General features: G+C 58.2%; 15 protein-coding genes and 6 pseudogenes. 17 read left to right on the top strand and 4 right to left on the bottom strand.

Annotated elements, in window-relative coordinates; all coding sequences use genetic code 11:
• A pseudogene (locus tag GWG67_RS36815) lies at nt 1–181 on the bottom strand (IS110 family transposase); the annotation flags it as partial.
• A gap of 21 nt (nt 182–202) precedes the next feature.
• Between GWG67_RS36815 and GWG67_RS36820 the strand changes: the two are divergent.
• The 4 pseudogenes from GWG67_RS36820 to GWG67_RS36835 form a co-directional block, all read left to right on the top strand.
• A pseudogene (locus GWG67_RS36820) lies at nt 203–1193 on the top strand (transposase); the annotation flags it as partial.
• 56 nt (nt 1194–1249) lie between these two features.
• Nucleotides 1250–1519 (top strand): annotated as a pseudogene (locus GWG67_RS36825) (IS3 family transposase); the annotation flags it as partial.
• Nucleotides 1510–1781, top strand: a pseudogene (locus GWG67_RS36830) (IS30 family transposase); the annotation flags it as partial. The pseudogenes GWG67_RS36825 and GWG67_RS36830, both read left to right, overlap by 10 nt.
• Before the next feature lie 30 nt (nt 1782–1811).
• A pseudogene (locus GWG67_RS36835) lies at nt 1812–2096 on the top strand (IS3 family transposase); the annotation flags it as partial.
• A gap of 51 nt (nt 2097–2147) precedes the next feature.
• Here the strand turns inward: GWG67_RS36835 and GWG67_RS36840 are convergent.
• Both GWG67_RS36840 and GWG67_RS36845 read right to left on the bottom strand, forming a co-directional pair.
• Nucleotides 2148–4262: a DEAD/DEAH box helicase gene (locus GWG67_RS36840; RefSeq protein WP_275174572.1), complete on the bottom strand. Its 2115-nt coding sequence runs from the start codon at nt 4260–4262 to the stop codon at nt 2148–2150.
• On the bottom strand, nt 4259–5182 hold the full coding sequence (locus tag GWG67_RS36845; protein ID WP_275174573.1) for a DUF1837 domain-containing protein: 924 nt from the start codon (nt 5180–5182) through the stop codon (nt 4259–4261). Before GWG67_RS36845 ends, GWG67_RS36840 begins: the two co-directional genes overlap by 4 nt.
• Nucleotides 5183–5583: 401 nt before the next feature.
• Here GWG67_RS36845 and GWG67_RS36850 point away from each other — a divergent pair.
• The 12 genes and pseudogenes from GWG67_RS36850 to GWG67_RS36905 all read left to right on the top strand — a co-directional run.
• A pseudogene (locus tag GWG67_RS36850) lies at nt 5584–5720 on the top strand (ArdC-like ssDNA-binding domain-containing protein); the annotation flags it as partial.
• Nucleotides 5721–6375: 655 nt separating this feature from the next.
• Entirely contained in the window at nt 6376–7347 is a 972-nt protein-coding gene (locus GWG67_RS36855; protein ID WP_275174574.1) for a D-2-hydroxyacid dehydrogenase, read from the top strand.
• A 758-nt stretch (nt 7348–8105) separates the two neighbouring features.
• A complete protein-coding gene (locus GWG67_RS36860; protein WP_275174575.1) occupies nt 8106–9590 on the top strand; it encodes a 3-hydroxyacyl-CoA dehydrogenase NAD-binding domain-containing protein in 1485 nt (494 codons plus the stop codon).
• Nucleotides 9591–9603: 13 nt separating this feature from the next.
• The gene (locus GWG67_RS36865) at nt 9604–10797 is read left to right on the top strand and encodes an acyl-CoA dehydrogenase family protein (protein ID WP_275174576.1); all 1194 of its coding nucleotides are present in this window, start codon (nt 9604–9606) and stop codon (nt 10795–10797) included.
• A gap of 49 nt (nt 10798–10846) precedes the next feature.
• The gene (locus tag GWG67_RS36870; protein WP_275174577.1) at nt 10847–12004 is read left to right on the top strand and encodes an acyl-CoA dehydrogenase family protein; all 1158 of its coding nucleotides are present in this window, start codon (nt 10847–10849) and stop codon (nt 12002–12004) included.
• Between the two features lie 166 nt (nt 12005–12170).
• Nucleotides 12171–14249: an acetate--CoA ligase family protein gene (locus GWG67_RS36875; protein WP_275174578.1), complete on the top strand. Its 2079-nt coding sequence runs from the start codon at nt 12171–12173 to the stop codon at nt 14247–14249.
• A complete protein-coding gene (locus GWG67_RS36880; protein ID WP_275174579.1) occupies nt 14242–15024 on the top strand; it encodes a carnitinyl-CoA dehydratase in 783 nt (260 codons plus the stop codon). The genes GWG67_RS36875 and GWG67_RS36880 overlap by 8 nt, the downstream gene beginning before the upstream one ends.
• A 160-nt stretch (nt 15025–15184) precedes the next feature.
• Nucleotides 15185–16144, top strand: a complete 960-nt coding sequence (locus GWG67_RS36885; protein WP_275174580.1) for a 3-hydroxyacyl-CoA dehydrogenase NAD-binding domain-containing protein — start codon at nt 15185–15187, stop codon at nt 16142–16144.
• A 138-nt stretch (nt 16145–16282) separates the two neighbouring features.
• A complete protein-coding gene (locus tag GWG67_RS36890; protein WP_275174581.1) occupies nt 16283–17167 on the top strand; it encodes a 3-keto-5-aminohexanoate cleavage protein in 885 nt (294 codons plus the stop codon).
• A 688-nt stretch (nt 17168–17855) separates the two neighbouring features.
• A complete protein-coding gene (locus GWG67_RS36895) occupies nt 17856–19034 on the top strand; it encodes an ABC transporter substrate-binding protein (RefSeq protein ID WP_275174582.1) in 1179 nt (392 codons plus the stop codon).
• A gap of 196 nt (nt 19035–19230) precedes the next feature.
• On the top strand, nt 19231–20319 hold the full coding sequence (locus GWG67_RS36900; protein ID WP_275174583.1) for a dipeptidase: 1089 nt from the start codon (nt 19231–19233) through the stop codon (nt 20317–20319).
• Between the two features lie 683 nt (nt 20320–21002).
• Nucleotides 21003–21383 (top strand): RidA family protein, encoded by a 381-nt coding sequence (locus GWG67_RS36905; protein ID WP_275174584.1) that lies wholly within the window; start codon nt 21003–21005, stop codon nt 21381–21383.
• A gap of 474 nt (nt 21384–21857) precedes the next feature.
• On the opposite strand, the gene GWG67_RS36910 is transcribed toward GWG67_RS36905, so the two are convergent.
• On the bottom strand, nt 21858–22001 hold the full coding sequence (locus tag GWG67_RS36910; protein ID WP_275174585.1) for a hypothetical protein: 144 nt from the start codon (nt 21999–22001) through the stop codon (nt 21858–21860).
• A 732-nt stretch (nt 22002–22733) separates the two neighbouring features.
• On the opposite strand from GWG67_RS36910, the gene GWG67_RS36915 reads away from it, so the two are divergent.
• Nucleotides 22734–23879: an ABC transporter substrate-binding protein gene (locus GWG67_RS36915; RefSeq protein ID WP_275174586.1), complete on the top strand. Its 1146-nt coding sequence runs from the start codon at nt 22734–22736 to the stop codon at nt 23877–23879.
• The last annotated feature ends 1299 nt before the right edge of the window (nt 23880–25178 follow it).

Below are 25178 nucleotides of genomic sequence, written 5' to 3' on the forward strand. Positions count from 1 at the left end.
TCGCCATCGCGCCGGTCTCGAAGCCGATACGCTCGGCATGAGGCGCATATTTGCTAAGCAGGTCAGTCAAGGCACCAGGATTAGACTTGGCTTTTCCTTCGAAGATTACTTGACCAGTCTCGTTGACGACGCACACAGCGGTTTCTCTCTGTGAGACGTCCAGCCCGACGTACTGCTTCATGGGAGCTCCTTCGAATCATTTGACCGGGAAACGGCGACCGTTCAGGCGTGGCTGTCGAACCACCCGGGCATCAACATTGTGTCGCGAGATCGCGGTGGTGGATATGGCGAGGCAGCAGCCAAGGCGCTCCCGAACGCCATCCAGGTCGCCGACCGCTGGCATCTGATGGCAAACGCGAGCGCGGCCTTTCTTGATGCGGTTTGCCGCTCCATTAGCAAAATCCGAACCGTAATCGGGGCGACGACGATCGATCCTAAACTGCTAACCTGCGCGGAAAAGCTTCGCTATCAGGGCTATCTGCGGCGCCAGGACAGCCATGCCGCAATCGCGGCTCTTGTCAGCGACGGTGTGCCGCTCAAGGAGATCGTCCGCCGCACAGGACATAGTCGCAATCTGGTTCGCCAATTAGTCGCGGCGGCGGTACGGATGTCTTCCGCACCCGTCAAAGCACCCTGGATGGGCACCTGCCGTTGCTGGACGCGCAATGGTCAGGCGGCTGTCGCAACGGCGCCGAACTCTGGCGCCGTTTGAAAGGGCAAGGCTTTAAGGGATCACTGCGCGTGGTGGCAGAATGGGCCACGCGACGGCGACGCGCCGAGACTATCAGCCGTCAACAATTGCAGAAGGTCCCCGCCGCCAGGACGATAGCGCAGTTGATGACGACGAAGCGCGACCACCTAACCAAGGCCGAGACCGTCACGGTTGCCGCTATTGAACAAAGCGTTCCTATGCTGGCCGATGCCCACGCTCTCGTTGGCCGCTTCCACGCGATGGTCCGAAAGAGGGCCGAGGTCGAGCTCGAATCTTGGATAGATGAATCCCAGCGGAGCCTCATTGGCTCATTCGCGAATGTCATCGCTAACGATAAGGGCGCGGTGCACGCTGCAATCACGCACCATAGTCCAATGGCCAAGTGGAAGCTCAGATCACCAAGCTCAAGCCGGTCAAACGGCAAATGTACGGGCGCGCTAAACTCGATCTCCTTCAGGCTAGGCTGATTGGCGCGCCATAAAAACAAACACGATCATCGAATATGCGTCAGAGCCAATATTGCAGGCCGAATGACAGCTATGCGAGCTGGGAGTGTCGCGGTCGGGCTTCCATGCCTGGCTGAACCGCTCTCCCAGCGCCAGATTCCGCAGCGACGAAGAGCTCGGCGGCAAGGTCAAGGCCAGCTTCGCCGCCAGCGACCGTACCTATGGCGCACGGCGGGTGTGGCGTGACCTGCTCGCCGACGGGGCGGATTGCGGCCTGCACCGGATTGAGCGGCTGGTGCGCCTGCAAGGCTTGCGGGCGCGGCCGGGACGTCGGCGCTTGCCGAAGGACAGCGGCGAACGCTGACGTGGGATCAGGGAGCCGAAATGGCTCAGCACGATCATCTCAAGATCGATGCGGGTATCCAGGTCTACTTCTGCGACCCGCAAAGCCCTTGGCAGCGCGGCACTAACGAGAACACCAACGGGTTGCTGCGGCAGTACTTTGCCAAAGGCACAGACCTGAGCATCCACAGCGCCGAGGAGATATCCGCGGTGGCAGCGGCCCTCAATGCCCACTAGGCTGGAAAACGCCGGCGGAGGCGCTTGACGATCTGCTGTCATGAGTGAAATAACTCGTGTTGCGACGACCGTTTGAATCCGCCCAGTACACCGGCGAGCAGTTCCAGCGCTCGATGGCCGACCGTGGCATTCTCTGCAGCATGAGCCGTTCCGCCAACGTCTGGGACAACGCAGCGATGGAGAGCTTCTTCTCGTCGCTCAAGACCGAACGGACCGCCAACAAGATCTACCGAACCAGAGACGAGGCACGAGCCGATGTGTTCGGCTATATCGAAAGATTTTACAACACGATCCGCAGGCACTCGACCATCGGCTATCTCAGCCCGGTTGAGTTCGAGCGCAAGGTGGGATTAGCTTAACCTGGTGTCCATCAAACCGGCAGCAGCTCATGTCTTGAGCGCAACATGCTATCAAGCGCCATCCGGCGTCTGGGACTCGTCAGGAGTAATCCCATCGAAAAAGACGCGCACAACGTAGCGATCAAAAGGTCCTAGAGATTTGATCGCTAGTACGGCGTTACTCCCCAAAAACTTGAATCGGCCGAGTGCCCCGAGGAGATCCATGTCGGGATCTTCAAAATTGATGAGACCGGCCGCATGGATCTTCTTCGATATCATGCGCGGTAGGCCGTATTCCTCAAGATGGTAGACTGCACTAGGAAGGAACGCGCGGCTCATCCTGCCTACGAACCCTGAGATATCAACAGCAGGGTTCACGATGATCTTATGAAGCTCATTTGTGTCGCCGAGCAGAGCAGACAACTTAAATGTAACAGTCCGCTCCAGCTTGAAGAAGTCCTCTATGCTAATACCGTTTCGCCTCAAGGTTGAAATAATCTGGGACGAATCATCACGCCAATTGTGCGCAATCTCCTTGGTCACATTTACCACGTTAGACCATGCTGTATCCCAACCGCTGGGTTTGAGCTTGAGCACCTTATACAGCATGGATTCCCACTGGGCAGGATTCGACGAGTTGAGATAGCCGAACCCCCTCCAATCATCTGGAGCGTCTCTCATGTCTTTTGCCAAGCGCAGCAGAAAGTCTGCGTCGCTGTCCTGCAGAACATTTTCCCTCTTAAGACGTGCGAATTGTTCCTCGCCAATGATGTCGGACATTTGGGTTCTGTACTCGACGATCCTTTCAATTTGACGATCTGTCAGCTGGTCTGCGTCGCCATCTTCGTCGAGAGTTCCCAACATCTTGTCTGGGAACGAGATTTCGAGTTGGGCATCTTCCGATTTTGGCGGCGCATCTAACAGATAGATGTTGCCGACGAAGTACTTGAACATGCGCCCGCCGCGGCCAATAATATTCTTGTACGTAAAATCCTTGAGGTTGGTGCTGCCAAGCTTGCTGCGCCATACGATCACATTCTGAGCAGAAGTGTTGACGCCCTCAATGATAGAAGACGTGGAGACAATGCTGTCAAAGCCGTCCTCATACTCAAACAGCCTGATCTGCAGCTGGCTCAGGCACCTGTGCATGCTGCCATTGTGAACCCCGACGGCCCGCTCGACCAGGTCGGCCAAGAGCCAGTCTTTTTCGTAATTTTCCCTCAGCCACTTGGCGAACGCTGAGGTGTATATCCGATCTACGGCTGGCAGGTTCTTGATGACAAGATCGGCTATTTTTCGGATTTCAGCGTAAGTACCAGCGTAGATGAGTGATTTTTCATCGCCCGGAGAAATCAGCTCAATCAACTTCGCGCCCTTCTTGGCGGCGTCTCCTCCAAATTCCTTGTACGGTTCTTGGATATTCAAGTACACGGTATTGAAATTGAGGAGTTCAACAAACTCCATGTCGCGCGTGAACGCATTATCATTGAGTTTCTTGATGTTCGGTGCAAGGTAGTATCGCTGGCTTGCCTTCTTCGAAAGTTTTAACATCGCTTTTACCAGAGAGGAGGCGCGCTCGGGATCGTGCTCTTGGCTCGCCTTGTAGAATTCATCGACGACGAGAAGGTCGATCGTTTTAAGGGACGCCAGGTATCCGAAGGCGCGCTCCTGCGGAAAGATGAGGATGTTCTTAGATCCGAGCCGCGTATCCGGTGCCGTTATGATCGTGTAGTGTTCGGAGAATTTCTTGAACAGTCGCCTTCGTGTTTCGTCCATGAGCGCGATTGTCGGAACGATGATCACCACCGTGTCCGGATGCTTCGCGGCTATAAACGCGTCAATGATAAAGCTCTTTCCGAAGCTCGTTGGGGCGCTTACCGCGACGCTCCTCCCGTTCAGAAGTCTGGCAAGGACAGAGGATTGCTCTCGGTGTAGGGTTGCCAATCGGCGGCCAACGTCAACCTCAAACGCCTGATGTACGTATTTTTGGTCCCACGACGCGCTCTCAAGCTGCAGGTAGGGAAACAGGCCCGTCGCGCGGATCATCTGGTTCACTAACTGCGGGTAGGGCGTCTTGGCCCGGTCCAAGTCTGCCAGCAGCTGTATCAATAGATTTCTGGCAGCCAGCTCATTCTGGATCGATAGGAGCCCGTTAATCTCCTGACAGGTCTCAAAAATCTCCATCATTTCTGTCCTTTGTAGAAAGCGACGGCGTGGACAAACGCATCAACGATCTTCTTCTTGCTTGGGACCGGAAAGAGTATGATGTGGAAGTTGAGATCATCGTATTTGTGAACTGAACTGGATTTTGCGAGCTGCTTTGAAAAGTAAGATTCAGCCCGTTCCTTGTGAAAGGCGGCCAACTCCGTCTTGTAGGTCTCCGATAATTCGCTGGCAGCGGCCGTCGTGAGGCATTCGTGTAATAGAAGGATCGGTATATGAATCTTCGCCTTCAGCTTGTCGATGGACTCGCGGTTGCTCAAAGCGGCTTTGATCTTCTCTCGAAGGCGTGCGGGGATTGGCAGTCCATCCAGGTCCGAGACGCTGGTGATGATCGCGTTTTCTTTCTTCAGCTTATCGGTCGATAGTGAGTTCAAGACGGAGGTCACTACTGCATCGAGGCGAGCATCAGCTATGGAGTTGTAGAATTTCGCTTCGCCGAACCACAGTGTGAAGTCGTCGCCCTTCACTACAATGTGTACGCTGTCTGCTCCCTTGGCGTTGTCCTGAACATTCTGTTTGTAAAATATCTTCGGAACGACAGGCAGAGCGCCAAAACGATGGCGCATTAGGCCATACAAGAACACTTCGGCTATTTCGCTTCCCTGACCCACCTCGTCCTTGTCAGTCAATCTGAGGTTCTGAGCGGCTGCTATGAGGCTGCTGTGACTCTGATCCACAAGTGCGGATCGCTCTCTTTGGGACAATGCGGTTTCAGCTATATTGTCCCAGAGGTAACTCTGGAATTTGAGATACCGCCACTCGGTGTCTTCGAAGTCGTTAATTAAGCTAAGAACGCGCTTGTTTACCAAGGTGGTGAGCTGAGACACGGAAGTGATGCCGGCAAGGGCGTCATCAATAAGGATTTCGAATGACAAGCCGGTCATCGCTATAATTACCCCCAAAAACTTACACATATTTCAGATTCGTACAGGTTCCTACTGCACATTCGTAGGTAGAGGGGGAATGCTGGTGCATTTGCCCGGCTATTTTATCCGAAAAGGTAACCGGTCTCGTCGCTGCACTCGGCCACGCGTGCCGGCTTCGGGGTCGCTTTGCTCACGCTCCTGCAGGTGCCCTTTTCTGCTGGGGCGACCTTGGCGCCCGCATGGTAGGGCCTGCGGCCGTGGCACCTCAATGCCAACTCCCATGAAGAATCGCACGAAGGGCCAAGCCCCCTCGCAGATTCACATTCTCACTTAGAGGCTGAGCGTAAGAGTGTCGCGCGGTTGCCGTGACGCGTTACAGGCCGCGAGAGAGGCTCGTGGCGCCCGTCCGGATATCCGCGATGTCCAGGCATGATCCTCGGGCGCGCATCGGTGAGGACCGACAAACCTTTATGGCGACATCACCAGTAAGACCATCGCCGAGCTGAAGGCCGGCCAAGTGCCTTGGGTGCAGCCTTGGGGCACGGCGGCGGCGAAGGTTATGGCCTGTCTGGCGCGCGTGGTTCGCGCCGGCATGGAGCGCGGACGCTGCTTTGCAAGCGCGCGGATACAGGTCGCTTGCCGGGCCTTGCCCGCTCATGCATTCTGGCGCGATGCAGAGCCGCAAAATGAGAGCGGGTGGAGTTCACCGGGAGCCAAGCGGGCGAGCGGATCACCTGAGCTTGCCCTCTGCTTTGGGGTCAACTAAGGCCGATGTCTGTATAAGCCGTCGTCCGGCCCCACAGTGCGCAACTGCTTATCTCAACGTGCGATGGCCCGATGTCGTGCGCTGCTCATCTGGCGAACCGCCTTGTCGCGCGTGACTGTAGGTATCCTGGAGGCGACTAGGCTTTCGTGGCTCGTTTGCGAAAGCTTACTGCCCCGACGCGATAAAAGCTTCATCTTGTGCCACGCATGCGCAGGATTTCGGCTTCTAACAGACCACATCGGTCAATTTCCAATCCCTCAGCAGAATACAAGCTGCGTGATAGCTTATAGCTAAGCCCGGGGCGGGGACAGGCCGGGCTTCCAACGACAGGAGAGGGTGCATTGACTTCCGAGGTGTTCATCACCTGTGCGTTTAAGGGAAGCACAGGGCGCGCTGGTGCTCAAAAGTCCTTTCGGTTTACTCGAGTAACAAGGACGAGCCGGTGATGACATCGTCCACATCTTCCGCTATCGCTGCCGTCACCGTCTTGGTCCATGGGTCCGAAGTTGCGCGCCGCGTCCATGAGCGCTTTCCGACCGTGCGCGTCTTGAGCGCCAAAGATACTGCGTCACTGGAATCCCAGGTGGCGGATGCTGATGTCATTGTTGGCTCCGGGATTGATTTTCCTCCCCAGGTCCTAGACAAGGCCCGTCGGCTACGCTGGTTCCAGTCGACCTCCGCGGGCATCGACGCGATTCTGCCGACTTGCAACCGTATCCGCGATCTCATCGTCACCAATGCTCGAGGCGTCCATGGCGATTCCATCGCGGATTTTGTCATGACGGGCATTGGCATGATGCACTGGGACTTCCCACGCTTCATGCAGGAGCAGTCTCGCAAGGAATGGCACACACGTCCGGTGCCGCCGATTTCGCAGAAGACGCTCGGCGTGGTCGGCCTCGGCTCGATCGGAGCTGCCATCGCCCGCCGCGGCAAAGGTGCGGGGATGACAGTACTCGGGACGAAGCGCGATGTGAGCGCGCCAGTGGAGGGCGTAGACAGGCTCCTCCCGCCCAATGGCCTTGCAGAGCTTTTGCAACTCTCCGACTTCGTTGTGCTTGCCGTTCCCCTCGTTCCCGAAACGACTAGGCTGATTGGGCGTGAGCAGCTTCGTCTTATGCGGCGCAGTGCCTTTCTGGTGAATATTGCTCGCGGGTCAGTCGTTGCGGAGAGCGAGCTCGTGGAGGAGTTGCGAGCAGGCACCATAGCGGGGGCTCTTCTCGATGTGTTCGAGCAGGAGCCGCTCCCGGCCAACAGCCCGCTCTGGACGATGCCTAATGTTCTCGTCGCCCCCCACGTCTCCGGATATCCGGGCGACTATTCCGCGCGCCTGTTCGAGATATTCGCCGCTAACCTGCAACGGTTTATCGATAAGAAGCCATTGCAAAATGTGATCGACCTGACGCGAGGGTACTGACGAGAAGATTTGCGGCGAGTGCTCGCTCTTCATTTCGCCTATTGATCAGGCTGCGGCTTGATCTCAGAGGGTCTCGCGTGGGGAGTTCCTCCCCAATACTGGGCCACTCCTTCGGGAGTGGCCCTTTTTTGTGCTCTCTCCGCCAGCCGATGAGCATCGTCGAGTGAGAGTGGCTCGCGCCAATGAACATGCAGCAATATATCATGCAGGCTCCCGCTGGTCCAATCCTAGGCTTCGGCGATCCCCTCTGTTCTCCTAAGGACGGCCCGGTCCCCGATCTGTCCCGCTTGAGTGGTCTCCTTACATCAAACTGAAAGCGGCGCAGCAGAATCTTCGTACGTTATGAAAGATACGCAGGATTTCTGCGTTGCATCCGCCTCTATCGATCAAAACCAGATGGAGGGGCGAAGTACAAATCCCGCAGTCAAAATTTGTCGCTGCCCGTGTTCAAGCTGAGTGTTTCAGCGACGGTAGAGGGTGGAATGGTTTCGGAGGCAGTCATCACCTGTGCGGTTGCACCACGTCGGGCTGCGGTACAGTCCAGTCCGCATCCGCAGCTGACCCAGGAGCAGACAACAGATTTGGTCATCGACACGGATCGATGCTGGCGCCACCGCTGTGCGAATCATGTCCGTTACCATAGACGCGGCCGGCGACCAAAGCGGATTGGGCGACTGAGCACTGCAGATGTCGTGAGCCAGGCCCGAGCGAGGTGCGCAAAAAGGCGGCGCTCAGCGTCGGTCGTGAGGTGAAGGCCCATGTCTGAGAGGCGGCTGCGAACGGTCGGATTGTTAGGAGGCGGCTTGATTGGTGGCGGCTGGGCTGCGCGGTTTATTCTTAACGGCGTGGACGTGCGGCTTCACGATCCCGCGCCTGGTGCACTGCAGCGGGTACAGCAGCAGTTGGAGAATGCGCGGCGGGCATATCGGCGATTGACGCGAGTCGCGCTGCCGCCTGAGGGACGTCTGTCGGTTGCGGAATCGATTGCCGACGCGGTGCGGGGCGTCGATCTCGTGCAGGAGTCGGCGCCGGAGCGGCTGGACCTCAAGCAGCAACTCATCGGGGCCGCCAGCCGAGCGGCCGCGCCGGAAACGCTGATCTGCTCGTCCACCTCAGGTCTGCGCCCATCGTTACTGCAGGTTGAGATGGATCGGCCGGAGCGCTTTCTTGTCGCGCACCCCTTCAATCCAGTCTACATGCTGCCGCTGGTCGAACTGTGTGGTGGAGAGAGGACGGCACCCGAGGCGTTGGAGCGGGCGGCGGAGATCTACCGGGGACTCGGAATGCACCCGCTCGTGGTGCGCAAAGAGGTAGACGGCTTCATCGCAACCCGGCTCCAGGAGGCAATGTGGCGCGAGGCGCTCTGGCTGGTGCACGATGATCTAGCCACGGTGCAGGAGGTCGATGACGCCATCCGCTACTCCTTCGGGCTGCGCCGGGCGATTATGGGTCCCTTCCGTATTGCAGGCGGCGGAGGCGGCATGCGCCGCTTCATGCAGCAATGGGGGCCGATGCTGAAGTGGCCGTGGTCGAAGCTCACTAAGGTGCCAGAGCTCACGGACACTTTCCTCGACAAGCTCGCCAAGCAAGCAGACGATCGAGGTGAGAAGCTTAGCGGCCTCGAGATCGAACAGAAACGCGATGACTGCTACGTGGCCCTTCTTCAAGGACTGCGTTCACAGGGCTATGGCGCGGGCGAGACGGTTGCCCTTTGGGAGCAGGGCCTACGGGAGGCCAACTTCAAAATCGACGATGGCTGCGGACCACTGCGGATGCCGCCGGCCCAAATGCCCTCTGACTGGCTCGACAGCAACGGACACGTCAATGAGAGCCGTTACCTCCAGCTCTTCAGTGAAGCCACAGGCGCCCTGGAACGTTATGTCGGCGTAGACAGCGAGTACCGGTCAAAGTGCGGTGCTTTCTACACGGTCGAGACCCACTTATTCCACCTGGGGGAGTTGCGCGCCGGCGACCGTGCCCAAGTTCTCACGCAGGTGCTCGGTGCACAGGACAAGCGCCTTCATGTCTTTCACGTTCTTACCCGTGAGGCGGACGAGAAGCCGGTTGCGATGTCGGAACAGATGCTCATTCATGTCGACGCCAGCAGCCGGCGTAGCGCGCCCGTGCGGGGTAAGGTTCGCGAGGGGTTGCTAGAACTCGCCGAACGGCACGCCAAGTTGCCTCGTCCCGAGCGCGTCGGCGCCAGCATCCGGCAGCGTTGGGATCGAAGCCAGAATTGCTAACCGAAAGAAATCGATGGATATCGCGTTCACAGAAGAAGAGCGGGCTTTCCGCCAAGACGTACGTCAGCTCTTGCGTGACAACATGCCGCCGGAGTTGCGGCGCAAGTTGGCTGAAGGGCGAAAGCTGTCGAAAGACGAAAAGGCCGCCGGGGTGCGCGTCCTCTACAAGAAGGGCGTGCCCACCTGGCCAAAGGAGTACGGGGGGGCGGGCTGGACCCCGGTTCAATATTACATCTTCACAGAGGAGGTGCGGGCGTTTCCCGGCTGGACACAGTTTGGCTACGGCGAGTCTCTGGTCGGTCCCGTAATCTACACCTTCGGCAATGAGGCCCAGAAGAAGTACTACCTGCCGCGTATCGCCAACGCTGAGGACTGGTGGTGTCAAGGCTTCTCGGAGCCAGGCGCCGGCTCAGACCTTGCCTCGCTCAGAACGCGGGCAGTACGTGACGGCAACCACTATATCGTCAACGGTCAGAAGACCTGGACGACCTGGGCGCAATACGCTGATTGGATCTTCTGCTTGGTGAGGACAAATCCCGAAGCGAAGAAACAGCAGGGTATCTCTTTTCTCCTGGTCGATGTGAAGACCCCTGGTGTGACAGTGCGCCCTATCGAGCTGATCAGCGGTGGTCACGAAGTCAACGAAATTTTCTTCGACAATGTTCGTGTTCCGATCGAGAACTTGGTCGGCGAAGAGAACAAGGGCTGGGACTACGCTAAGTTTCTTCTCGCCAACGAGCGGTTTTCGGATGCCGGCGTAACCTCTTCAAAGGAAAGCATCGGTCGCATCAAGAAGCTTGCCGCACGGTCCTGCGCCGGCGGGGAGCCGATAATAGACCAAGGCTCGTTTCGCGAGAAGATCGCCGCCCTCGAAGTCCAGCTGAAGGCGCTCGAAATGACGCAGCTTCGGGTGTTAGCGAACGCCTCGAGGCAGCAGAAGAGTGCGCAGGATCCTGCAAGCTCCATCCTAAAGCTCAAGGGCGCCGAAATCGAGCAGGCGATTGCGGAGTTACTGATGGACGTGGCCGGTCCTTACACGCTTCCTTATCTGTCCGAAGACCAACTCGAAGGTAACGAGCCGCCGATTGGCCCCGACTGGGCTGCAACGATCGCGCCCGGCTACTTCTACAGCCGCGCGGCGTCAATCTATTCGGGCTCCAGAGAAATCCAGAAAAACATCATCGCAAAAGCAATCCTCGGTCTGTGATGCTCGAACGAGATTGGCGAGGCGCCCCTCATCCAGGAGATTCTTGATCATGAACTTTGACCTATCGGAGGAACAACAGCTCCTCAAAAACAGCGTAGAGCGACTGTTGGCCGACAGCTACGGCTTTGAGAAGCGCCGCACTTATCAGACGGACGCAAAAGGCTATAGTGACGCAATGTGGGCACGGTACGCAGAAATCGGGCTGCTTGCATTGCCATTCTCTGACCATCATGGCGGCTTCGACGGCGGCGCCGTCGAGACGATGATTGCAATGGAGGCGTTCGGGAAGTCGCTGATCCTCGAGCCTTATCTCGCAACGGTTGTCCTTGCCGGCGGGCTACTTCGGCTTGGGGGGAGCGAAGCACAAAAGGCCGACCTGATCCCCGGTATCGCGGAAGGCCGATTGAAGCTCGCCTTCGCATATGCCGAGCCGCAGTCGCGCTACGATCTGTTCGACGTCGAGACGCAGGCGAAAAAAGACGGCGGCGAATGGATACTGAATGGCACAAAGTGCCTCGTCCTGCACGGCGATACTGCCGATAAGATCGTCGTCTCTGCGCGCAACTCCGGAGATACACGCGAGAGGAATGGGATCGGCCTCTTCATTGTTGACGCCGACGCGCCGGGCCTTAGCCGCCGTGGCTATCCGACACAGGATGGTCTGCGTGCGGCCGAAATCATCCTAGAGAATGTACGCATCAAGAATGTTGACGTCATTGGGGATCCAGAAGGCGCGTTTCCAATCATCACCCGGGTGGCGGACGAGGCGGTCGCAGCGCTCTGCGCGGAAGCTGTCGGCTGTTTTGAAACAATGCAGCAGATCACGCTCGACTACCTGAAAGCCCGTGAGCAGTTCGGCAAGAAGATCGGTAGTTTCCAGGTGCTGCAGCATCGTGCCGTCGACATGTTTGTCGAATTGGAGCAGTCGCGCTCGATGGCCATGTATGCCGCGATGATGGCGGGTGAGGATGACGCCATCGAGCGCGAGCGTGCCATTTCCGCGGCGAAGGTCCAGATCGGCCGATCCGCGAAGGCAATCGGCCATGAATCCGTCCAGCTTCATGGTGGCATTGGAATGACAATGGAGTACAGCATCGGCCACTATTTCAAGCATGTGACCATGCTCGACATGCTTTTTGGCGATGCCGATCATCACCTGAAGCGGCTTGCCGGCCTTGGAGGGCTCAGTAACGGGCAAGTCAATTGAAGAACAACTCCAGTCGAATTCGAATGTCATGTTTAGCTCTCGCGTCTGCATCGTCACACCTTCCGGCCGGGCGGGCTGCGCCGCTCCGCATCGAGCACAATTGCGAGGAGGACCGAAAATGCCTCAAGCTCATTTCGATGGCGATGCCGCATAACGGGGCTGATCAATGAGCAAGCTCGAGCGTCTTCTGCGGCCTAAATCGATCGCCGTGTTTGGCGGTAAGCAGGCAGCCACTGTCGTCGCGCAATCGATGAAGATGGGCTTTGCTGGAGAGATCTGGCCAGTCCACCCCACCAAAGACCGGGTTGCCGGCCGGAAAGCCTACCGTTCCGTGGCCGAGCTACCTGGCTCGCCGGATGCTGCTTGGGTCGGCGTCAACCGGCACCTCACCATAGAGGTGATCAGGGCGCTGGCTGAGCGGAATGCCGGAGGTGCTGTTTGTTTTGCCGCCGGTTTCCTTGAGACGAAAGCCGATGACGCAGACGGCGAGAGGCTGCAGGCCGAACTGGTCGCCGCCGCCGGCGAGATGCCGATCATCGGTCCTAACTGCTACGGCCTGATCAATTACGCCGACGGCGCGCTTTTATGGCCGGACCAGCATGGTGGAATCCGACTTGCCGAGGGTGGACTTGGCGTCGCCATCATCACGCAGTCCTCCAGCATCGCCATCAGCATGACGATGCAAAAGCGCGGTTTGCCCATTGCCTTTCTGATGACAGCTGGAAATCAGGCGCAGACCGGGCTTTCCGAAATTGCGCACGGCCTCATCGAGGATACGCGCGTGACCGCGCTTGGCCTGCACATCGAAGGCTTCGACTCAGTGGCCGGTTTCGAAAGACTGGCGGCACGCGCGCGACAGTTGAGAAAGCCGATCATCGCCATGAAAGCCGGCCGTTCGGAGCAGGCCCGGCAGGCCACGATTTCGCATACGGCGTCGCTTGCTGGTTCCGACGCCGCGTCCGGCGCGTTCCTGAAGCGGCTCGGAATCGCCCGGGTCGATTCCCTTCCCACCTTTATTGAAACGCTGAAACTGTTGCACCTCACCGGGCCTTTGTCGGGATATCGCTTGTCGTCGATGAGCTACTCGGGTGGCGAAGCTTCAGTAATGGCTGACACCGCGGAAGGTCGCATGGTGCGCTTCCCTGGTCTCACTGAGGAACACCGCACACGTGTTCGGTCAACGCTCGGGCCGCTGGTTGCGGTGGCCAACCCTCTCGATTACAACACATTCACCTGGAACAACGAGCCGGCGTTGACCGCCACCTTCACCGCAATGGTGTCGGGCGGCTTCGATCTCAATATGGCGGTGCTCGACTTCCAGCGCCCCGACCGCTGTTCGAACGCTGCTCCTTATTGGACCATCGTGCGCGCATTCGAAGCCGCGCTGAAGAGCAACAATGCGAATGGAGCAATCGTCACCTCGCTGCACGAGAACATGCCTGAAGACTACGCGCTAGAACTGATGGCGCGGGGGATCACACCACTGTTCGGCGTTGCGGAAGCGTTGGATGCCGCCCAAGCGGCCGCTTTCATTGGCTCTGCTTGGCGTCAGCCAGAGACACAACCGGTCAACACTGCCGGTTCAGGCACACGCGCAGTCGGCCGTATTGCGCTCGATGAAGCAGCGGCGAAGGCGCGGCTGATCCAGGCCGGACTGCCAGTGCCCGAAGGCATGCGCGCCGCTAGCGCAGCCGAGGCGGTGACCTCATCCCACGCGCTTGGTTTCCCAGTGGCGCTGAAGGCGCTCGGCGTCAGCCACAAATCTGAGGTCGGAGCCGTGCGGCTCAACCTCAGGGACGCTGAAGCCATCAACAACGCGGCACGCGATCTGCTGCCTCTAGCCAAAGCGCTCTATGTTGAACGCATGGTGCGCGATGGTGTCGCCGAGCTCATCGTCGGATTCACTCGCGATCCGATCTTTGGCGCGGTGATGACGTTGGGCTCAGGCGGCGTGTTGGTCGAGCTTTTGCGCGATAGTGCCACTCTGATGCTGCCGGCAACACACAGTGACATCGAGGCAGCGTTGCGCGGCCTTAAGCTTTACCCATTGCTCGAAGGGTACCGGGGGCGGCCCAGGGCCGACGTGACAGCGGCAATCGGGGCCATAGCGGGCATCGCTGCCTTCGTGCAGCAGAATGCCGAGATCGAGGAACTCGATATCAACCCGCTGATCGTTTGTGCCGAAGGCAAGGGAGCCTGGATCGCGGATGCGTTGCTCGTGTACGGAGAAGACAAGAATGTCTGAAGCGATCAGGATCCATCGCGAAGGCGCAATTCTCGAAGTTACCATGGACCGGCCCAAGGCTAACGCAATCAATCCCAAGACGTCGCGGTTGATGGGCGAAACCTTCAAGGCCTTTCGCGACGATCCGGATTTGCGCGTCGCCGTTCTCAAGACCGCCGGTGACAAGTTCTTTTGCGCCGGGATGGACCTGAAGGCGAGGTCGGAGGGCGAGACGGCCGATGGCGACTGGGGCATCGGCGGATTCGGGGGACTGCAGGAACTGCGCGGTCTCAACAAACCTGTGATCGCGTGCGTCAATGGTATGGCGGTGGGTGGCGGCTTCGAGTTGGCGCTTTCCTGCGACCTGATCTACGCCTCCGATCATTCCTCCTTTGCGCTGCCGGAGATCCGCGCGGGAACGTTGGCGGATGCAGCATCGGTCAGGCTGCCGAAACGCATGCCCTATCACATTGCAATGGAGCTTCTCTTCACCGGGCGGTGGATGGATGTGGCTGAGGCGCATCGCTGGGGTCTGGTGAACGAGGTGCTGCCGAAGGAAAAGCTCGAAGAACGGGTCTGGGAGGTCGCACGCCTGCTCGCTAATGGCCCGCCCTTGGTCTTTGCGGCAATCAAAGAAGCAGCGCGTGTCTCTGAATCGCTCTCGTTTCAGGACGCTATGAACCGGTTGACACGCCGTCAGCTTGCGACCGTCGACGTACTCTATGGGTCGGAGGACAGCCTTGAAGGTGCTCGGGCCTTTGCCGAAAAGCGCGCCCCCGTTTGGAAGGGCAGATAGTGCGGGGCCGACCACCGCGATGTTTCAAACCATCTACTCACGTGGAAGTCCGACGGATTTCATCCGGCGGCGTGAGCCAGCGTAAACTCTCGATGCGAGAGAAGGAACAATCAATGACAATTTATCAGGTTGGCAAGCTCAACAGAGACGAGGCTAAGCTATGAGCGCTTTTCGTGGGCCAGGTCAGATTCGCCAAGTTGCGTGCATTGGCACGGGAATCATTGGCGGCGGATTCGTTGCGCACTTTCTGGCGCGTGGGCTCGACGTCCTCGTGTGGGATCCGGCGCCAGACGCCAAAGATCGCCTCGATGAACTGCTCAAGACGGCTTGGCCGACCCAGGAGCGCCTCGGCGCGCGTGCCGAGGATCGCGGCAGTCTGACCTGGGCGAAGACAGCGGCGGAGGCGGTGACTGCCGCCGATTTCGTGCAAGAGAGTGCTCCCGAACGGCTGGAGCTAAAACGAAAACTCTATGCGGAGATCGAACCGCTGGTGCCTGCCCATGCGGTTATCGCCACGTCCACCTCCGGGTTCACCATCGCCGACCTACAGGCAGAAGGCTCGCGATCGCCGCGCGTCGTCATCGGACACCCGTTCAACCCCCCTTATCTCATTCCGCTGGTTGAGGTGGCCGGCGCAGCGCACACCAGCAAGGCGGCGCTCGCCGCTGCTGAGGCATTCTACCAGTCAATCGGGAAAACCGTTGTTCGGATGGATCACGAGATCCCTGGCTTCATCGCCAACCATCTGCAGGCGGCGCTGGAGCGGGAGGCAATGCACCTGGTTGCTGAGGGCCATGCAACACCCCAGCAGATCGATGCTGCAGTTGTGCATGGTCTCGCCCCACGCTGGAGCGCAATTGGCCCCTGCATGGTCCGCAACATGGGCAATCCCGCCGGTATCGGCGCCTATTTTGAGCGCTTCTATCAGGGCAGCGAACCGTCTCTGTCTCACGTTAAACCGCCGGAGTTCACGCCTGAATTCATCCGGGCTATGGAGCAAGGGTGCCGCGCCATGTCCGCCGACCGCAGCCGGACCGAACTTGCGGCGGCCCGCGACAGGATGGTGATCGAGGTACTCCTAGCGCAGCGCCGGGCCGGACTGTCGACTCACGGCGTCTGAAACGATCACAGCCATCGATCGACGCTTTTTGCGAGGCACAGGCGCCGTCAGGATAAGCCACTACCGGCAGAAAACCTCGCTTAGTTGGGCCGTAGCCCCACTGATCGCATGGAAGATTATCAACACAGGAGTTTTCAAGTGTCAGAGAAAGTTATCATCACGTGTGCCGTGACCGGCGGCAATTCTGCCGTTGTTGCGAAACATCCCAAGATTCCGATCACGCCTTCGCAAATCGCGGATGCGGCGCTGGACGCAGCGAAGGCCGGAGCCGCGGTCGTTCACATTCATGTCCGCGACCCAGAGACCGGTGCCCCATCGAACCGGTTTGACCTCTATGAACAGGTCGTCAAGAAGCTTCGGGACGCATCGACTGACGTCATCATCAATTTGACCAGCGGAATGGATGGTGAACTCGTGCTCGATTCCATCGAGCCGCCAAAGATTGGTGAAACAAGCACCCTTAGAACGCCCTTGGGGCGCTGTCTTCACGCCGTCAAACTTCAGCCAGAGATCAGCAGCTTGGATTGCGGCACGATGGCGTTCGGGGAACGCATTTTCGTCGCGCGCATGTCGGACCTGCGAGAACTGGCCAAGCTCATGCGAGAAGCCGGCGTCAAACCCGAGCTTGAATGCTTTGATCTTGGCCATATTGAAACGGCCAAGAGGCTCATATCAGAACAGCTGATCGAGGCGCCGCCTCTTTTCCAGTTCTGTCTCAGCACGGGCTATGGTGCGCCGGGCGTTCCGATCGCTCTCCAGGCGATGCGAGAGATTCTCCCGCCGGGCGCCGTCTGGGGTGGATTCGGCTGCGGCCCGGACGAAATGCGAATGGTCGGACAGCTGGTCACCATGGGCGGCCACGTCAGAGTAGGACTAGAGGATAACATTTATCTTCGACGTGGCGTGCTCGCCTCCAACGCCGAACTTGTCGAAAATGCGGTTGGGATTATCGAGCGCATGGGCGGCAGCGTCGCCACACCCGCTGAGGCGCGGGCAATTCTTGGTCTCAAGAAGCGCGGCTGAACCTACTAGATCCGGCATGGCTTGTGCCATGCCGGATCTGAGGCCGCTGGAAACGCGGACTCGTCCGTTACAACCTTCAGCGCGGGTGCATGCTGCAGTCGCAGCAATTCAGCCGGGATTAGCCTACGTGCTCGACGTCTTGATTGCTGGCACATGGCGCTCGCCACAGCTCATCCAGAGGTTCTCAAAGATATCAAAGAAAGCTCCAGGGTGCTTTTCGGCGAGCAGATCGGCCGAGCGTATCGCGACGAACGGACCGCGTCAGATCGACTAGGACCACAAACGATCCGGCCAGATGCTGGCCGGGCTGCTCGGCTCGTAAAGGGGCCATCGCCTCGAAAAATGACGTCGCTGCCGACCATGTTCCTACCACGCCCGCGTTGGATAGGTCGCCTGCAAGATCGACTTTAATCTGGCGGCGATCATCACGGGGGAGATACTATGAGCCGCCGTATGTCGTGCCCCTTGCAATGAGAATGACCCTCGGAGGATCTGTAGGGCGCGTACCCCACTGCTTTGTGCGTTTGATCGGCCGCGAGGCGACCATCTTTGGATTTCGGCAAAAGAAAGCGTCGGCGCGCAGAACTGCAGCACGAAAGCAGAATCGATGCAGTTATTCATCCACCATTTCACTTAATGTGCATCAGTTTTACGCTCAAAGTTATGCCGGCGAAGGGAGCACATAGTCATGGACTACAAACGTCCAGAGTCGCAAGGGCAGTCGAGGAGCATAAATTCGGCTCCCGATGAAAACTCTAAATTCAATCGCCGGGACATTCTGCGGGCTGCAGCCGCGTCTATGGCTATTCCGGCCATCGCGCAATCCACGACCGCCTTTGCCAAGGATAAGCTCGCCGGTTCCGGCCAAGTCGTCGCATTCTCATATGGCGGTCTGTTTACTCAGGGAATTCGCAAATACGTCTACGACCCGTTTGCGGAAGCAACCGGGATCAAGGTAGTCGACGTGATTGCTGATGTTTCCGATCCTCAGGTCAAGGCGATGAACCAGGCGGGGCGGGTCGATTGGGACACGGCTTTCTTGCAAGCTGCCGTTTTTCCGCCCATGGACGACGCTGGCATGTTCGTACCCATCGACTACAGCCTGTGGGACTCTGAATCCCTAGAGGGAACACCCGAATCGGTCCGTCTCAAGACGGCTGTCCCGGTGTTCGCATCGGCGCAGTTGCTCGTTTACGACAAGCGGGCGCTTGGGGATCATGGGCCAAGAAACTGGGCTGACTTCTGGAATGTCAAATCCTTTCCTGGTCCTCGTGGTCTCACGGGCCTGGCAGCAACCGCAAGAATCGACATGGTGATTGCCTTGCTGGCCGATGGGGTTGCGAAATCGGACGTCTGGCCGCTGACCGATGACAAGATCGATAGGGCGCTCAAGAAGCTCGACGAAATCAAGCCGCACGTCGCGAAGTGGTGGACAGCGGGCAGCGAGCCAAATCAGTTGCTGATCAACCGAGAAGTCGTAATGACTAGTTGCTTCGACGGTCGAACCATCAGCTCAATTCGTCAAGGGGCACCCGTTCAGATGGCTTGGGATGGCGCATACGTGAGTTACACGTATGGGGTGGTATTGAAGGGTGGGCCGAACACCGAAAACGCGCAGAAGCTGATTGCCTTCCTGAATCGAGCCGCTGTTGCTGCGGGCTTTACCCTGGGTACCGGGTACCCCGGACCAAATACAAATCAGCTGAAGCATTTGCCTTCTGATCTCGTTCCGCTGCTCAGCATCAATCCGGAGAATGCCTCGAAGGTGCTCCACGAGGATTCGGCGTGGGTTGCCGCCAAGCGCCCTGATGGCAAGACCAATCTAGAACACATCGGGGAACGCTGGCTGGCATGGCGGGTCCAGTGATCTCGGCGAGGGGCAGGTTCACGACGGCAGCCTAGGCTTCCTGCGTTCTTATCTGTCGCTGTTCGAGAGCATCTCATTCCGGTATCCAGGCTTGGGCGCGTCCCTCCTGGTGTTCCGCCTCGGATGCTAAAGCGAGCATACGCCACGTTCGGTACAATTCTTTAATAGTGCGCTCGCGCGCATGACGGAGGCAAATATGGATGACGCAAGTCGCCCGGATCGACTCGAACAGATCCATCAGCAGACAGTATTCGTCGACATACATGCCCATCCGAGCGGCTTCTGCTGGCCCGGTGTGCCGCGCATCGCGTCCGACGAACTCGATCGATATCGCTCGAGTCTCATGGACCTTGTCGTCTGCAGCCTCGTCGGCGACGCGACATATAGCTGCGTGAAGCGCGATGAATCCGGCCAATACCCGCCCGGATCCGGAGCGGCCTTTCGCGGCCGGTACCGTCCAAAGCGCGGGGAGCCTTTTGCACTCGACCTTGATCGCCTGTCGGCGATCCTGAAGACAATCAAGGACGGCGACGCTGTCCTGGCGGAAAGCCCGGCAGCCGTGCGAGCGGCCAAGCGTGAAGGGAAGCTTGCGTTGCTGCCGGCTCTCGAGGGGGCGGACAGCCTGGAAGGGCTCATGGACAACTTGCATGAGTTCCATCGTCGCGGTTTGCGACTCGTGCAATTGGTCCATATGCGCGCGAACGAAGTCGGGCACGTCCAGACCTTTCCTTACTCACCCGGAGGCCTGACGCCTTTTGGGCGTGAGGTCGTTCGCGCGTGCAATGAGCTTGGGATCGTCATCGACCTGGCGCATGCCAATACCGAGACGATCATGGACACCCTCGCGCTCTCTTCGCACCCCGTGATATGCAGCCACACTGGCGTTCAGAGCCTCTACAACGGACAAGAACAGATTGGCTTCGATCGCTTCCTCACGGACGAAGAGATCCGGGCGATCGCGGCGAAGGGCGGGGTCATCGGCATCATTCTCGTCCGAGAATGGATGCCTCGCTTGGGCGACCTCATGCGCCACTGCAATCACATCACGCGGCTCGTCGGCATCGATCACGTCGGCATCGGCAGCGACCTCATCCGCGAGGTGGGCAGTTCCTCACAACCGGCATACATGCCCGAATTCGGCGAAGAAGCAAACTTCCGTGCCATCGCTCATGGCTTGTTGGCTGAGGATTACTCCGTTGAAGAAGTAGGAAAGGTGATGGGTGGCAACTTCTTCCGCCTCTGGGAGCAGGTGGCTGGGACGCACGAACCCGGCGAGCTCCCATAGTTCGGGCGGCGGTCAGACGTTCGGGCCGCGGTGCATGAAAGTCGCTGTCTTTATAGATTTAATGCGGCACGCTCGAATGTAATGCCGGGCTGCGTCCTCGATCACCGGCTTACGCAGCCGGACACATCGCTCTGGGGCAAACGCAAAGATTATGGGAGCTGATAACGGCGGCAGCGGACATCTCGCAATTTGGGCAAATGTCAGCGATGATTTTGGGTCTAACTGCGGCGCATGCGGCTCACCGTCTGGAGCGTGAGCAGATGAAGCGACTCTTTGTGTACACGCCACGCCACGGATTGCGGCGTTCCTGCATCCGCTGGCAACTCAGCCAACAAATCGCTCATGCCGGACGCAGCCGCCGCAATTGCGTCAGTAATCATTGGCGTCGGACTCTGCCTCCTGCACGAGCGCGAGCTCAGTAGTGCATCTGTAGAGTTGATGCCGGACTGCTGACCCTTAGCACAGGCGGAAGCAACAGTGACGGCGTCTCCGAGCGAGTTCTTGCGAGACTGCGTGGTAAAGCTGCTTAAAAAACCGAAGTGAGCTCGAAGCGCCACGACAGCGATCAAACCTCGGTGAAAACCTGCGCGATGTTCAGAATAGCATTCCTTGAAGTGTGATGAGCTCCTCTCAGGTTTTTCGCATGTCAAGTATCAATCACTCAGGAAAGGTACGAACACAAAATGAGCAAGCAGATTCCTTGCAGCCCAGCCCGTTGGGCTGGCGATTTGTTGAACGTGGCGGGCCAATTGGGTACTGCGCCTGGAGGGCTCGCCACCGCGCCCGGTGACCGCGCTGCGCAAGTAGCTGCACAGACCCGGCAGGCACTAAAAAATCTCCTGGAGATCGTTGAGGCCAACGGCCTCACCTCCGCAGATGTTGTCAAGGCAACCGTTTACCTGGTGAAGTGGAGCGATTACGAGGCCATGCACGCCGAATACACAAAGGTGTTCCCCTCCTCAACGGACGATAATCCGCCGGCTCGAATGACGATGGCTGTGCATGAGTTGTGGAATGGTGCTCTCGTCGAGATCGATTGCTGGGCTTACCGGAACAAGGCCTGACGAGAACTTCCGCCCCGATCGCTGTCATGGATCGGCGCGGGGTAGCCGGACGGATCGGCCGCGCGTTCGTCGTCGCGGCCGATCATGCTGGACGTACCCGGCCACATGCATCAGCAAGGCTAAGCACAAACCATGAATTGTGGCAGCGGCAGGCTCGACTGTCGGTCTTCCGCAGAGTTGCAAAAATCACATTTCCTGTACCGATCGTATGAGTGCGTCACAGCAGCTCGATGCTTGGTGGGGCACTCTGGACGCGGGGCTCCTCAGATTTGTGGCGCTTCTTAAGAGTGGGATACCAATGACTGCACGTGTATTTTGTCAGCGTTGATTGCAAGAACGATGGCGCTAGACCGACCTTCTTCGCCTTGATGATTCTGTCCCCGTCGCCGCTCTCAACCATGCGACCATTGCGCATGACCGATGACCGCCCTTTACGGTCTTTCCGTTTAACATCTTTTCCGGCAAGGACCGTAGCTATTGCCGCGGTTGGCCGATCCTGAAACGCGCCACCCGTGAGCTCCGAATCGAGGCCCGCGCCTCACCATGCACGTGCTGTGGATTAATCGCGGCCTCTAGTTTCTCAAGCGCCGCGACAATCTCCACGTCGATGATGAACATAATGCACTTCTCCAGATCTGTCGCGATTGCCCAAACGGGTCTGCGGATCACCGCTAAAAAGATTCTGGAGATCGCCGCTAAGAATTAGGGAACGAAACCTTGCAGAGTCTCGGCATGGCGAACGAACTTATGCATCGGCAGTAAAATAACGTCCGGTGGGTGGCTAACAATCAGCTCCCGTCGGAGCTCTGAAAGGCGTCAGGACCAAACCCCATAGGGATCGGCGAAGCGCTCACAAAGAGAGCTCAAGATCGCAGATCTTGAGCGATACACGCAAATTAATGCAGTTATTCATCTCGAATTCTCCTTACCCTTCGTAGAGGTTCATGTAGCTCAATATTGCGCGCCCATATTCGATCGGGTCGCAAGCAGGGGGAGACAACCGGGGACATAGGCGCCCAAGACTTCAAGGGCGATCGCAGATTCGGTCGCGGCAGCTTAGAGTCGTTCAGAGCAACTTGACTTTACTGGAGCTGCCGGCTCGGCGAGGGCCGGTGCCCCCTGTTTTGGCGCTGGAGCGCGCCAGGGCGGCCCGTTTGTTGTCCAATATTTCGCGGTAGCCGCACAACTGGCCCATATGGTCGCCGCGCGCGATGCGGTGCTTCCAGATTCGCTTCGGGGAGGGAGGTTCTAATCCCGCCGATTCTCCAGCGCGCGCATAGGGACTTACTTTAACTACGAAGGCGCAGTTCGCAGCCAAGGCAGTATCGGAATGAAACCAGGAGGTAAGCCATGAACGATACGATCAACGGCAAGCCACAACAAACCGAGATTAACCGCCGGAATATTTTGCGGGCGGCCGCTGCAGCGATGGCTATTCCTGCAGTATCCCGATCTACGATCGCCTTTGCTCAGGACAAGCTCACCGGTAGCGGTCAAGTAGTTGTGTTCTCGTGGGGGGGGCCGACTACCCAAGGCCTTCACAAATACGTCTACGAGCCCTTTACCCTAGCAACTGGGATCAAGGTGGTCGACGTGACTGCTGACGTTGCCGAGCCTCAGGTCAAGGCGATGAACCAAGCTGGACGGGTTGATTGGGATGTGGCCTTCATAGTGGCAGCAAACCTTCCGACGATGGACGCGGAAGGCATGTTCCTGCCGATTGACTACGGCCTTTGGGACGCCGAGTCGTTGGAGGGCACACCCAAATCGGTCCGTTTCAAGGACGCGGTTCCGGCAATCGCATCGGCCAGCTTGATCGCCTACGATAAGCGGGTCTTTGGAGATGATGGTCCAAAAAGCTGGGCGGACTTCTGGAATGTTAAAGCGTTTCCCGGTCCACGTGGGCTTATCTCGCTGCCCACAAACGCAAAGCATAACTTCGTGTTCGCCTTGCAAGCCGACGGGGTCGCTAAATCAGACGTCTGGCCGCTGACGGATGAGAAGATTGACAGGGCGATAAAAAAGCTCGACGAAATCAGGCCGCATATAGCGAAATGGTGGACGGCAGGGAACGAGCCAAATCAGCTACTCATCAATCGAGAGGTCGTAATGTCCAGTAACTACGACGCTCGGGCGATCGGATCAATTCGTCAAGGTGCGCCCATTGGCATTACTTGGGACGGCGCGTATGTCAGTTATACGTATTGGACAGTGTTAAAGGGCGGCCCGAACAACGAAAACGCGCAGAAGCTGCTCGCTTTCGTAAATCGAGCAAAAGTTGCCGCGGACTTTACCGTAGGAACAGGCTACCCCGGGCCAAATACAAATCAGGCTAAGTATTTGCCCTCTGATCTGGCTCCCCTCCTAAGCACTAATCCAGAGAATGCCTCGAAAGTGGTGCATGAGGATTCGGCTTGGCTTACCGCCAAGCGCCCCGACGGCAAGACCAATCTCCAACACATTGGGGAACGGTGGCAGGCTTGGCGGGTACAGTGATCTCGCCGGCAGGGCGTCGGCGGCTTCGCACACGGCCTGGCCCAAGCTTTGGGCCCAACTGCTGCTGCCCGGCGAGCAATTTCCTTGCGGTGTTTGCGCGTCTTCCAAACGTGGCAGGCGCCTTATCGCATCGTCCTGATTACTGAGCTACCGACGAAGCCTCGCCGACCTAACCTGCCCGACGTCTACCTCGGGCGGGAGAGTGGCCGGCATTGGCATACTGCACCACCTGCTTAGGGTACTCGGAGCGTCAAAATCCGACGTGGAAAGCCATTCTACCGCATCTCGAGTGTTGGCACGCGAGTTGTTGCGTCAAGGTCACATGAAGAAGCGTTAGCATAGCAGAGGACAAATCAGGGCTGCCGACGGAAAAAGAGGTGATGAATGTCGAGGATCTGCGCAAATTGGCGAAGAAGCGGCTGCGAAAGACCCGCTACGACTATATCGAAGGCGGCACCGACGATGAGGATAGTCTCCAACGAATAGGCTTTCCGCCAAATGCGTGTCCCGTTATCTGGTGGATGTCAGGACCGTCAGCGAAGTAGTGGGCGCGGCAAACGCGTTGGCGATCCTCCGCCGCGAGATCGAGATCAGCATGACCCAGATCGGCGCTACCAAGATCGCCGATCTCGGTCCGCGGTCCCTTATAGGGAAAAGATGAGGAGCAGTTATGTCACAACGGGCGCTGAGGGTTGTGGACAGCCGACCTTATGGCGCGACATAGAGGGCCCGTATTTCGCGACCCATCTAACGGCGTTCCCTGGGTGCGTAACAGTGGGATGCCTGTGGGAAGAGCAACGGCGATTACTGCCCGTCGTCAGAGCTGAGTAATGTGGCGCTCAAATCTAGCGGAGAGTCTCGCCGGATTTCAATTTATGCAGCGGCCTTGCGATGTAGCAGGCGACGCTGGTTGGTATGCCCTTTGATGATTTGCGTAGTCACAGCATAGTCTGTCCCGCGTTCACAAGAGAATGTCTTCGCAAAACTGAAGCGCTCTTCTATCTTGCGCGCCATGCTTGCGCGTTCGACGCCTATATTCTGTTGCAGTCGGCGCCCGATGGATGGACGTTCATGAAGCTGGACCAAAGCTCAGCGCGAGCTGCCACAGCTCTAATTTGGTGGTTTTGAAGTCAATTACGTATAGCGCGACAATCTGGATGGGAAGCCTTCCATGCGGAATCCGAGGCAAAGCGGCCACCGATTCCGACGGAAGGCGGCCAGCGATTCCGATCGAAAGCGGCCACCCAATCCGAACGAAGGCGGCCACCCTGTTGATAGGGTGAGACGGGGGGCGTTGTC

The organism is Bradyrhizobium sp. CSS354 (assembly GCF_029051725.1).
Taxonomy (GTDB): Bacteria; Pseudomonadota; Alphaproteobacteria; order Rhizobiales; family Xanthobacteraceae; genus Bradyrhizobium.

Excerpts from the sequence above, each read along its gene's own strand:
- GWG67_RS36860 (WP_275174575.1), top strand. The coding sequence starts at position 8,106 with ATGTCTGAGAGGCGGCTGCGAACGGTCGGATTGTTAGGAGGCGGCTTG.
- GWG67_RS36905 (WP_275174584.1), top strand. The coding sequence starts at position 21,003 with ATGAGCAAGCAGATTCCTTGCAGCCCAGCCCGTTGGGCTGGCGATTTG.
- GWG67_RS36865 (WP_275174576.1), top strand. The coding sequence starts at position 9,604 with ATGGATATCGCGTTCACAGAAGAAGAGCGGGCTTTCCGCCAAGACGTA.
- GWG67_RS36915 (WP_275174586.1), top strand. The coding sequence starts at position 22,734 with ATGAACGATACGATCAACGGCAAGCCACAACAAACCGAGATTAACCGC.
- GWG67_RS36845 (WP_275174573.1), bottom strand. The coding sequence starts at position 5,182 with ATGACCGGCTTGTCATTCGAAATCCTTATTGATGACGCCCTTGCCGGC.
- GWG67_RS36875 (WP_275174578.1), top strand. The coding sequence starts at position 12,171 with ATGAGCAAGCTCGAGCGTCTTCTGCGGCCTAAATCGATCGCCGTGTTT.
- GWG67_RS36880 (WP_275174579.1), top strand. The coding sequence starts at position 14,242 with ATGTCTGAAGCGATCAGGATCCATCGCGAAGGCGCAATTCTCGAAGTT.
- GWG67_RS36840 (WP_275174572.1), bottom strand. The coding sequence starts at position 4,262 with ATGATGGAGATTTTTGAGACCTGTCAGGAGATTAACGGGCTCCTATCG.
- GWG67_RS36870 (WP_275174577.1), top strand. The coding sequence starts at position 10,847 with ATGAACTTTGACCTATCGGAGGAACAACAGCTCCTCAAAAACAGCGTA.
- GWG67_RS36855 (WP_275174574.1), top strand. The coding sequence starts at position 6,376 with ATGACATCGTCCACATCTTCCGCTATCGCTGCCGTCACCGTCTTGGTC.
- GWG67_RS36885 (WP_275174580.1), top strand. The coding sequence starts at position 15,185 with ATGAGCGCTTTTCGTGGGCCAGGTCAGATTCGCCAAGTTGCGTGCATT.
- GWG67_RS36900 (WP_275174583.1), top strand. The coding sequence starts at position 19,231 with ATGGATGACGCAAGTCGCCCGGATCGACTCGAACAGATCCATCAGCAG.
- GWG67_RS36910 (WP_275174585.1), bottom strand. The coding sequence starts at position 22,001 with ATGTTCATCATCGACGTGGAGATTGTCGCGGCGCTTGAGAAACTAGAG.
- GWG67_RS36895 (WP_275174582.1), top strand. The coding sequence starts at position 17,856 with ATGGACTACAAACGTCCAGAGTCGCAAGGGCAGTCGAGGAGCATAAAT.